At 72.1% G+C, this 9,843-nt stretch carries 10 protein-coding genes; 6 read left to right on the top strand and 4 right to left on the bottom strand.

Features of this window, described 5'->3' with window-relative positions; translation table 11 throughout:
• Together ACWD0J_RS25130 and pip are read left to right on the top strand one after the other, a co-directional pair.
• The coding region (locus ACWD0J_RS25130; protein ID WP_451498076.1) for an integrase core domain-containing protein at positions 1 to 443 on the top strand (443 nt) is incomplete at its 5' end.
• A gap of 9 nt (positions 444 to 452) precedes the next feature.
• Positions 453 to 1,415: a prolyl aminopeptidase gene (pip, locus tag ACWD0J_RS25125; protein ID WP_451498075.1), complete on the top strand. Its 963-nt coding sequence runs from the start codon at positions 453 to 455 to the stop codon at positions 1,413 to 1,415.
• A 47-nt stretch (positions 1,416 to 1,462) separates the two neighbouring features.
• On the opposite strand, the gene ACWD0J_RS25120 is transcribed toward pip, so the two are convergent.
• Positions 1,463 to 2,128 (bottom strand): GntR family transcriptional regulator, encoded by a 666-nt coding sequence (locus ACWD0J_RS25120; protein WP_451498074.1) that lies wholly within the window; start codon positions 2,126 to 2,128, stop codon positions 1,463 to 1,465.
• A gap of 179 nt (positions 2,129 to 2,307) precedes the next feature.
• Between ACWD0J_RS25120 and ACWD0J_RS25115 the strand changes: the two genes are divergently transcribed.
• Both ACWD0J_RS25115 and ACWD0J_RS25110 read left to right on the top strand, forming a co-directional pair.
• On the top strand, positions 2,308 to 3,867 hold the full coding sequence (locus tag ACWD0J_RS25115) for an NCS1 family nucleobase:cation symporter-1 (protein ID WP_451498073.1): 1,560 nt from the start codon (positions 2,308 to 2,310) through the stop codon (positions 3,865 to 3,867).
• A 5-nt stretch (positions 3,868 to 3,872) separates the two neighbouring features.
• Positions 3,873 to 4,652 (top strand): aspartate/glutamate racemase family protein, encoded by a 780-nt coding sequence (locus ACWD0J_RS25110; RefSeq protein WP_451498082.1) that lies wholly within the window; start codon positions 3,873 to 3,875, stop codon positions 4,650 to 4,652.
• Positions 4,653 to 4,668: 16 nt separating this feature from the next.
• Here the strand turns inward: ACWD0J_RS25110 and ACWD0J_RS25105 are convergent, their stop codons facing one another.
• Positions 4,669 to 5,082, bottom strand: a complete 414-nt coding sequence (locus ACWD0J_RS25105) for a RidA family protein (RefSeq protein ID WP_451498072.1) — start codon at positions 5,080 to 5,082, stop codon at positions 4,669 to 4,671.
• An 86-nt stretch (positions 5,083 to 5,168) separates the two neighbouring features.
• Positions 5,169 to 5,474: a hypothetical protein gene (locus ACWD0J_RS25100; RefSeq protein WP_451498071.1), complete on the bottom strand. Its 306-nt coding sequence runs from the start codon at positions 5,472 to 5,474 to the stop codon at positions 5,169 to 5,171.
• Between the two features lie 313 nt (positions 5,475 to 5,787).
• On the opposite strand from ACWD0J_RS25100, the gene ACWD0J_RS25095 reads away from it, so the two are divergent.
• Complete coding sequence (locus ACWD0J_RS25095) at positions 5,788 to 6,543, top strand: nucleotidyltransferase domain-containing protein (RefSeq protein WP_451498070.1); 756 nt, start codon at positions 5,788 to 5,790, stop codon at positions 6,541 to 6,543.
• Positions 6,544 to 6,721: 178 nt separating this feature from the next.
• Positions 6,722 to 8,683 carry an FUSC family protein gene (locus ACWD0J_RS25090; RefSeq protein ID WP_451498069.1) on the top strand — a complete coding sequence of 654 codons (1,962 nt, stop codon included), beginning with the start codon at positions 6,722 to 6,724 and terminating at the stop codon, positions 8,681 to 8,683.
• 100 nt (positions 8,684 to 8,783) lie between these two features.
• Here the strand turns inward: ACWD0J_RS25090 and ACWD0J_RS25085 are convergent, their stop codons facing one another.
• Positions 8,784 to 9,779, bottom strand: coding sequence for an endonuclease/exonuclease/phosphatase family protein (locus ACWD0J_RS25085; protein WP_451498068.1), 996 nt, complete (start codon positions 9,777 to 9,779; stop codon positions 8,784 to 8,786).
• Between the last annotated feature and the right edge of the window lie 64 nt (positions 9,780 to 9,843).

Below are 9,843 nucleotides of genomic sequence, written 5' to 3'. Positions count from 1 at the left end.
ACAGCTACCTGCACACCGCCGTAGACGACCACTCCCGCCTCGCCTACAGCGAGATCCACGCGGACGAGAGGAAGGAGACCGCCACCGGCTTTTGGACCCGCGCCCAGGCGTTCTTCACCCAGGCCGGGATCACCGTCGAGCGGGTCCTGACCGACAACGGCTCCTGCTACCGCTCACGCGACTGGCGCGACCTGCTGGCGGCAGCCGGGATCACCCACAAGCGAACCCGGCCCTACCGGCCGCAGACCAATGGCAAGGTCGAACGCTTCAACCGCACCCTGCTCGACGAGTGGGCCTACGCCCGCCCCTACCGCTCGGAGACCGAACGACGCGAGGCGTTCCCTGGCTGGCTGCACACCTACAATCACCACCGCGGACACACCGCGCTGAAAGGCCAACCACCCGCCAGCCGCGTCCCCAACCTCACGGGTCAATACACCTAGGATGCCGGGATGGCCCTCTACCCGGAGATCGAAGCCTACGACCACGGCATGCTCGATGTCGGTGACGGCAACCGCGTCTACTGGGAGACCTGCGGAAACCCGCGGGGCAAGCCCGCGCTGGTGCTGCACGGCGGCCCAGGGTCCGGCTGCACTCCGTACTTCCGGCGTCTCTTCGACCCGGCCGCGTACCGGATCGTGCTGCTCGACCAGCGCGGGTCCGGACGGTCCTGGCCGCCCGCGAGCGTGTACGACACCGACATGAGCGTGAACACGACCGCTCATCTCATCGCCGACCTGGAGCTGCTGCGGCGGCACCTGGGGATCGGGCGATGGCTGGTGTGGGGCGTGTCGTTCGGGTCGGTACTGGGGCTGCGGTACGCGCAGACGCACCCCGGAGCCGTGTCGGAGATGGTGCTGACAGGGGTCGCGACCGGATCGAATGCCGAGGTGGCCCTGCTGACGAGAGGGCTGGGCAGGATTTTCCCCGAGGCGTTCGAGGCCTTCCTGGCCGGATTGCCGCAGGGGGAGCGGTCCGGCAACCTCGCCGCCGCCTACAACCGGCTGATCGAGTCGACCGATCCGCAGGTGCGGGAGCGGGCGGCACGGGCGTGGACGGACTGGGAGACGGCGACGATTCCCGCGCCGCCGCGATCGGTCGAGCGCTTCGAGGACCCGATGTTCCGGCTGGGCTTCGCCCGGACGGTCACCCACTACTTCGGCAACGACCACTTCCTGGGCGAGGGCAACGACGAGGGGGTCGTGCTGCGTGACGCGGCCCTTCGCAAGGACATCCCCGGGACGCTCGTCCAGGGCAGCCTCGACTTCGGCAATCTCCTGGGCACCGCCTGGCGGCTCCACCATGCCTGGACGGGGAGCGAGTTGGTGATCGTGGACGAGGCGGGGCACGACGCTGGGGCGCCGCCGGTGGCGCGGGCACTGGTGGCGGCGACGGACAAGTACGCGACCCGCTGACGGCCCACGTCCAACGGACAAGTACGCGACCCGCTGACGGCCCACGTCTAGGGGACGTCGGCCTCGCCGAACAACTGCCGTACCGTCGAGCGGTAGTTGGTCCGGACGTGGGCGAGTGCGTGCGTGCGGGCGCGCTCCGGGTCGCCGGAGGCGATCGCCTCGTACAGCTCGCGGTGTTCCACGAGGAGTTGCGGCCACTCCTCGTTGCGCCGGGTCATCCAGCGCAGGCGGCCGGCGACCGGTTCGAGCGAGGCGGTCAGCAGGCTGTTGCCGGCCATGGCCACGATGCGGTCGTGCAGACGGCTGTTGATGTCGGTGATCGCCTCCGCGTCCCCCGCCTCGGTCGCGGTGGTCGCCTGTGCCAGGAGTTCCTCGACCTCGGCCAGCTCCTCGGGTGTCGCGCGGGCCGCGGCCAGTCCGGCCGCGTACACCTCCAACGCCTCGCGCAGTTCGAAGAGTTCCCTGACGTCGGCCGGGGTGAGACGCCTGACGACCGTGCGGCGCGGGGTCTCGAAGTGGACGAACCCCTCGGCGACCAGGGCGCGGATCGCCTCGCGGACCGGGACGCGTGAGACTCCGAAACGTTCGGCCAGCTCCCGTTCGACCAACCGGTCGCCGGGACCGAGGCGGCCCGCGATGATCTCCTGGCGCAGGGTGGCCAGGACGCGCTCGCGCACCGCGCCGAGGGGCTCGGTCTTCGTCATGGAGCTCATGGGCCCATCTTCGCCGACTCCCAGGGTGTTTTACGGAGCGTTAACGGAGGCGACATCGGTCGGAACGGTTGACGGGAGGACCATGACCGCAGTTTGGTATACCAAATGCGCGCCAAGCGACCGGAACCTGCCATCGGAAAGTAATCCTCCTCCGTCCCTCGGCTCCTCCTGGAGGCCCCGTGTCCCTCGCCGACTCCGCCGAAGCCACCGGCACCGCGGCGTTCGTCCCCGACCCCCGGCTCACGAACGAAGACCTCGCCCCCGCTTACAAGCGCAACTGGAAGGTCTTCGATCTCTTCGCCCTGTGGATGTCCGACGTCCACAACCTCGGCAACTACACGTTCGCCGCCGGTCTGCTCTTCCTCGGCATGAACGTCTGGCAGGTCTTCACGTCCTTGCTCGTCGGCTTCATGGTCATCTATGTCGGGATGAACATGATGGGCCGCATCGGGCAGCGCACCGGCGTTCCCTTCCCGGTCGTCAGCCGCATCGCCTTCGGCGTCTGGGGTGCGAACATCCCTGCTCTGATCAGAGCCGTCATCGCCATCATGTGGTACGGCATCCAGACCTACCTCGCCTCCGTCGCCGTCAACGTGATGCTGCTCGCTGCCTGGCCGGGCCTGGAGTCGTGGACGCGTCACTCGTTCCTCGGCCTCGACGCGCTCGGCTGGGTGTCCTTCGTGGCGCTGTGGCTGGTCCAGGCCGCGATCATGAGCCAGGGCATGGAGTCCATCCGCAAGTTCCAGGACTTCTGCGGACCGGCCATCTGGGTCGTGATGATCGCGCTGGCCGTGTGGATCCTCGCCAAGGCCGGCTGGACCATCTCGCTCACCTCCACCCCGCACCCGGTCTCCGTCGGCGAGCAGTGGCGGCAGTGGTTCGGCGCGGTCGGCCTGATCCTCGCCACCTACGGCACGCTGATGTTGAACTTCTGCGACTTCTCCCGCTTCGCGCCCGACTACAGGACGGTGCGGCGCGGCAACTTCTGGGGTCTGCCCGTCAACTCGACGGCCTTCGTGATCCTGTCGGTCATCGTCACCGCGGGCGCGTACGAGGTGTTCGGCAAGGAGATCACCGACCCCGCCCACCTCGTCGCCGAGATCGGCACCACCTGGGTGCTGGTGGTGGGCGCGCTGACCTTCGCCATCGCCACCATGGGCGTCAACATCGTCGCCAACTTCGTCTCACCGGCGTACGACCTGGCCAACGTCTGGCCGCAGAAGATCAGCTTCAAGGTCGGCGGCATGATCAGCACCGTGGTGGCACTGCTGGTGACCCCGTGGAACCTCTTCTCCAACCCCACGGTCGTCAACTACTTCCTCGGCGGACTCGGCGCCTTCCTCGGCCCGCTGTTCGGCGTGATCATGGTCGACTACTACTGGGTCAAGCGCGGCCGGGTCGACATCGACGCACTGTTCGACGCCCGGCCCGGCTCCCGCTACCACTACCGCAAGGGCGTCAACCCCAAGGCGCTGTGGGCGTTCCTGCCCTCGGCCGGGGTCGCGGCGGTGCTCGCGCTGGTGAAGACGTTCAGCGATGTCGCCCCGTACTCCTGGTTCATCGGCACGGCGCTGGCCGCCGGACTCTACGTGGCGCTGGGCCGCGCCGACCGCGCGGCCGACTCCGTGACCATCTCCGAGAAGACCGAGAAGACCGAGAAGACCGAGAGAGCCGACAGCGCCGATAAGTCCGGTAAGGCTACGAAGACCACGAAGACCACGAAGACCGTGGAGGCTTGAGGAACGTGCGGATCGTCGTCACCAACTGCAACACCACGCAGGAGATGACCGAGGAGATCGTACGAGGTGCCCGGGCCGCCGCCGGGGCGGGCACCGCCGTGACCGGACTGACCCCGGTCTGGGGACCCGAGTCCGCGGAGGGCTGGCTCGACAGCTACCTTTCGGCCGCGGCGGTCCTCGACCTGCTGCGCACGTACGAAGGCCCGCCGTACGACGCCGTGGTCATGGCCGGCTTCGGAGAACACGGGCGGGAAGGCGTCCGGGAGCTGGTGGACGTACCGGTCGTCGACATCACCGAGGCCGCCGCGCACCTGGCCTGTCTGCTCGGGCGGCGCTACGGGGTCGTCACCACGCTGGAACGGTCGTGCGGCCAGATCGAGGACAGCCTGGAACTGGCGGGTGTGGGACGCAACTGTGCCGCTGTCGTCGGTACGGGGCTCAGCGTCCTCGACCTGGGGGCCGGGAACGGGGACGGGGCTGGCGGGGCTGGGGACGGGGGCGCGGGCGCGGGCCGGAGCCGTGCTGAGGCAGCGTTCCTCGCGGCGGCCGAGCGGGCGTGCCGGGCCGGGGCCGAGGTGCTGGTGCTGGGCTGTGCCGGGATGACGGGTCTGGAGCGGACGGTGGGGGAGAAGCTGGGGATTCCGGTCGTCGACGGGGTGGCGGCGGCGGTGAAGCTCGCGGAGTCCCTGGTCGCGCTCGGCCTGACGACGAGCCGGGCGGGGAGCTATGGGAAGCCGGTGCCGAAGAGGCGGGTGTGGGGACCGCCGTCTCCGTCCGCGGGGTGACGTGGCGCACCCCGGTTCACGGACGTACCCGCTCCGGGACGACGGCCGTCGCCGTGATCTCCACCAGCTGCCCCGTGTATCCGAGGCATGCCACGCCGATCAACGTCGACGAGTGCGGGCCGGTACTGAGCCCGGACGCCTCGACGACCTCCCAGACGGCGGAGAGCACCGCGGGTTCACCGCTCACGACGTGCACGTCGGTCGACACGACGTGCGCCAAGTCGCTGCCGACTGCGCGCAGTTGCTCATCCAGGTTCGCGATCACCCGTTCGGCCTGCCGCACCGGGTCTCCCGCGCCGACCAGTCGCCCCTCGGCGTCGAGGGGGACCGACCCGGCCAGGAAGGCGAGCTTGGTGCCGGCCTCGACGACGGAGGCGTGGGAGTAGGCCGGCGGCGGGAAGAGGGTGGGGACGGTGACGCGCTGGATCACGTGGGCTCCTGTGCCGGCTGTGGTGGACGATCTGACGATCTTTGCTGGTCCTGGCTCGCAGTCGCATCCGCATTTCCGGTCATGCCTCATCCATCCCTGGTCCCGGGAGACCGCTCGCTCCGCACCCCGGGGGCTTGGCCGTTGTCCTCGGAGACGCCTTGGCCCTGGCCCCGCGCCACCACCCGGAACTCCTCGCTCCGCTCGGCGGACTCCACACGCTCCAGCCGGTACAGCCTGACCTGCGGCGCGGATCTGAGCCGCGGATCGAGACTGAGCCGGTCCGGCGACCCGAGCAGCCGGTGCACCAGCCCGCCGGTCCACCCCCGCAGACGCAGCCCGGCCAACGACACGTACCGCCGCCCGTCCTCCTCGTGCAGCCCGCGACTCACCATGCCTGCCTGCCTCCCCGTGGTGCGCCACGGTCCGACGACCGCGACTCGACGTAACGCTCTGTGACGACAGATCCCATTGAAGCGCGCCCCACTGACAATCACCCCGAGACGGACGAGGCCGAACAGACCGAACGCCCCCAACACACCCAACACACCCAACACACCCAACACACCCAACACATGGAGTGCGCCGAACGGACCGGGTGGTGGCAGGCAAGGCCGGGCTCTCATGGCGACGGACTGAGGGCCGGACCCGGGGCCGACGGGGCTCAATTCCGTAGAGGCGCGGCCTCCTGGTCCGTACCCTGCGGCCATGCCTTCCCTCACCGACCCCGTCTTCCTCGACACCACCGCCGACCGTCTCGCCGCCCTCCCCGCCGTCCGCGCCGTGGCCCTCGGCGGCTCCCGGGCGCAGGGCACCCACACGCCCGATAGCGACTGGGACCTGGCCGTCTACTACCGCGGCCCCTTCGACCCCGCCGACCTGCGGGCCCTCGGCTGGGAGGGAGAGGTCTCCGAAGTCGGCGGCTGGGGCGGCGGGGTGTTCAACGGGGGCGCGTGGCTCACGATCGACGGGCGGCGCGTGGACGTGCACTACCGCGATCTGGACGTGATCGAGCACGAGGTCGCGGAGGCGGAGGAGGGACGCTTCCGGGTGGAGCCGCTGCTGTTCCACCTCGCGGGGATCCCGAGCTACCTGGTGGTCGCGGAACTGGCGGTCAACCGGGTGCTACGAGGCGAACTCCCGCGACCGGCGGCGTATCCGGAGAAACTGCGCACCTCCGCCGCCGAGCGCTGGCGCGGCACCGCCCACGCCACCCTCGCCTACGCGAAGACCCATCACGCCCCGGCGGGCCGCCTCACGGAGGTCGCCGGCGCACTCGCCACAGCCGCGATGCAGGCGGGCCACGGCGTGCTCGCGGCGCGGGGGGAGTGGGTGACGAACGAGAAGCGGTTGTTGGAGCGGGCGGGGTTGCGGGGTGTCGACGGCATCCTCGGACGACTGCGGCCGGAACGGGACATGTTGGCGGGAGCCGTAGCGGACGCGGAGAGACTCCTCCTGCAATAGGCCTTTGAGGAACCCCCCTCCCGCCGATCGTCACATCCCCGAAATGCGGCCGTTCCCTTTCCTCCGAGAGCGCGATCTACCGTGGAGACACGGGCCGCACCTTCCGGCCCTCAGCCCATGGCCCGGTCACCGTCGCCCGAAGGCTCACTCCCGCCCTCGTCCAGACGACTGGAGCCCCGTGTCGCGCCCCGCTGCTCTGACCCTTCCGCCCTGGCTCGCCCATGCTCTCCGTGCCCAGCGGGGGCCCGTGCCCTGGAACGCGGTCGGGCGGGGGGCGCTGTCCGCCGGGCCGTTGCTGCTCGCGGCCGTGCTGGCTGGCCGTACGTCCCTGGGGGTCGTCGCCGCCGTCGCCGCCATGCTGGCCGGGATCAACGACCGGCCCGGCAGCCGGCGGGCCTCCGTCCGGCGGATCGGGGTGCCCGCGCTCGCGGGAGCGGGTGGCATGTTCATGGGGACGTACGCCGGAGGGCATGCCGGAGCCGTGGTCCTGACCGTGCTGTTCACCCTCTTCGGGCTGGTGGCCGGGAGCGTCAGCGCTGTGGGCCCCGTCGCCTCCGGGGCCGGGACCCAGTTGCTCGTCGCCTCCGCCATCGGGGCCGGGATGCCGCTGCCCGAGCCGGGCTGGCAACGCGCGCTCGCCTTCCTCGTGGGGGCCGGATGGCTGCTGGGACTGCGACTGGTCCTGCCCACGCCCGGTGCCATCGCCGGGGACTACCGGTTCGACGGGGAGCGCAAGGCCGTCGCCGCGGTCTACGAGGCCGTGGCGGACCTCCTCGACGCCGCCGGTACACCGCGGGCCAGCGGCCGTCGAGCCGCGCTCACCGCCGCGCTCGACCACGCGCAGGACGCCCTCGGCGGGCCCCGGCTGCGGCGGTACGCCAGTTCCGCGGCCGAGCGGCGGCTGCACGCGCAGTACGCCGCCGCGCTGCCGCTGGCGGAGGCCGCGACCGCGCTCGCCTGGGCCGGCGACAGTGTCTCCGGGCGCGCCTCCGAGGGGCCCCGGCGTCTCGCTGCCGCCGTACGCGACCACCGGCACACCGGGCCCCTGCCCGCGCCCTCCCGTTCGGCGCCCGGGCTGCGCGCCCTCGACGACGCCCTGCTGCACGCCGCCGAAGCCTTCGACCGGGCCACGGGCACCGACCTGCACACCCGCAGGCGTACGGCCGGAACCCTGTTCCGTGCCGTGTTCGGGGCCGGGGGGCGTGAGTACGGACTTCGGGTCGCCCTCTGCTTCGGGGCCAGCGTCGGCGTCGCCCAGGCCCTGCACCAAGCGCGCTGGTACGGGCAGCACGAGCACTGGTACTGGCTGCCCGCCACCGCCGTCTTCCTCGTCAAGCCCGACCTGGGGCCGCTCGCCTCACGGGTGCTGTGCCGCGCCGCCGGGACCGTCCTGGGCGCCCTCGTCTTCGCCGGGTTCGCGGCCGTGCTGCCCCGGCCGGAGGGGCTGATCGCGCTCGTCGCCGTCAGCGGCGCCCTCATTCCCGTGGCCACACGGCACTTCGCCGCGCAGACCGCCGTCGTCACCGTCCTCGTGCTGTCGCTGGTGATGGTCGACGGCGAGCCGCAGGCCTCCGCCGGCCGGATCGGGGAGACGCTGCTGGCCTGCGCGATCGTGCTCATCGTGGGTCACCTGCCGATGCCGGGGCAGCGGGCCGGCGGGGTGCGCGCCAGACTCGCCGCGGCGCGCGGCGCGGCGCAGGCGTATCTGGCCCATGTCCTGCGGGAGTCCGAGGCACCCGCACTGCACGCCGCCCCGCCCGCCGCCCCGCCCGCCGCCATGCCCGCTGTCACGTCCGCCGCCCCGCCCCCTGTCGCCTCCGCCGACACCGGCTCCGACAGCCGCGCCGTCCGCTGGACGCTCCGTCGCGAGGCCTACCGCGCCCTCGCCGAGGCCCGTACCGCCATCACCCTCGCCGCGGCGGAACTCCCCGCGCTGGCCCGGCATTCGCAGGGCGCGGACGAGATCGCCGCCACCCTCGAACGGCTCGTCGACACGACCACCGCCTGCGCCGTGCACCTTGACGACACGGGACGTCTCGGCCCGCGGCAGACCGAACGCCTCACCGAACTGCTGGACGAACTGGCCAAGGAGCCCGCCCCAGACGGGCCGCGGATTCCTGGCCTGCCCGTCGCAGGGTGACTCCGGAATCACCAAGCGGGTGACTCTTGGAACCCTCGCCCCCAAGCCGGGGGACCCGCCCCCGCCTCCGAGCCGAACGCCCCCGCCTCCCCCCCTCCCTCTACCCCACACGCACCCACACCGGCGCGTGATCCGACCCGGGTGCCCCGCGTCGCTCCGCCGGGTCCGGTCCCACCGACGGGAGGCGCGGTGGGCCGTCGCCCGGGAGGCCCGTGCCCGCCTCCGTGAGCCGGTGGACCAGGCGGTGGCTGACCAGGACATGGTCGATCAGTTCACGGCGGCCGGAGGTGACACGGGAGTAGCGCTGCTCGACCGGGATGAGCGGGGCCACGTTCCACAGGCGGGCCGCGTCGCCCCGGTCGGCCACATCGTGGCCGGGGGTGCCGATCTCGGAGCCGGGCGGGCCGAGCAGGATCTGCGTGGTCGCCGCCCGCACCTCGTCGTTCAAGTCGCCCAGTACGACGACGTCCCGCTCGCGGCCGCCGCCGGCCGCCCGCCGACCGTTCAGCGGCTCGCCGGCCAGCAGTTCGCCGGCCAGCAGCTGGTCGGCCAGCGCGCGCAGGGCAGTCGCCTCGGCCGCCCGCCGGCCGAGGGCATACGCCCCGTACCGCGCCCGTTCCCCCTCGTCGCGCGGCTGGAAACGGCCGCCCGGATACGACAGCAGCTTCGACTTGAGATGGGCGACCGCCACCCGCAGCGGGCCCTGCCCGGTCTCCGCCTCCACCGCCAGGAAACCGCGGCCCGCTTCCGCCACCGGCACCCCCGCGTCGTCCGCCTGCACCGGACGCACCTTCGCCGGGAACGCGCTCGTGTCGGCCAGCACCTCGAACGGTGTCCGGCCGAGGAAGCCGACCCGGATGCCCCGGCCGTCCGGACGCCGGGACAGCGCGAGGTGCCAGTCGCCGTCCAGCATCCCGGCCAGGTCCCGCAGGGCCCCCGGCTCCCCGACCTCCTGCACGCCGAGCAGCGCCGGGTCCAGTTCCGTGATCACGGCGGCGAGGGCGGCCAGCTTCGCCTCGTACGCGGCCTTGTCCGCCGGGCCGAACGGGCCGCCGGGACGGTACAGGTTCTCCAGGTTCCAGGTGCCGAGGAGCATGCCGGGCTCCTTCCGGAAGCCGTCGGGCAGCGGCGGTGGGAGGGCGCGGCCGGCGTGGGCGGCC

The sequence above is a fragment of the Streptomyces sp. NPDC003011 genome, assembly GCF_053591515.1.
Note: the sequence above shows the minus strand (reverse complement) of the source record. Positions and strands in the feature narration are given on the sequence as shown.

Excerpts from the sequence above, each read along its gene's own strand:
- pip (WP_451498075.1), top strand. The coding sequence starts at position 453 with ATGGCCCTCTACCCGGAGATCGAAGCCTACGACCACGGCATGCTCGAT.
- ACWD0J_RS25120 (WP_451498074.1), bottom strand. The coding sequence starts at position 2,128 with ATGAGCTCCATGACGAAGACCGAGCCCCTCGGCGCGGTGCGCGAGCGC.
- ACWD0J_RS25100 (WP_451498071.1), bottom strand. The coding sequence starts at position 5,474 with ATGGTGAGTCGCGGGCTGCACGAGGAGGACGGGCGGCGGTACGTGTCG.
- ACWD0J_RS25095 (WP_451498070.1), top strand. The coding sequence starts at position 5,788 with ATGCCTTCCCTCACCGACCCCGTCTTCCTCGACACCACCGCCGACCGT.
- ACWD0J_RS25085 (WP_451498068.1), bottom strand. The coding sequence starts at position 9,779 with ATGCTCCTCGGCACCTGGAACCTGGAGAACCTGTACCGTCCCGGCGGC.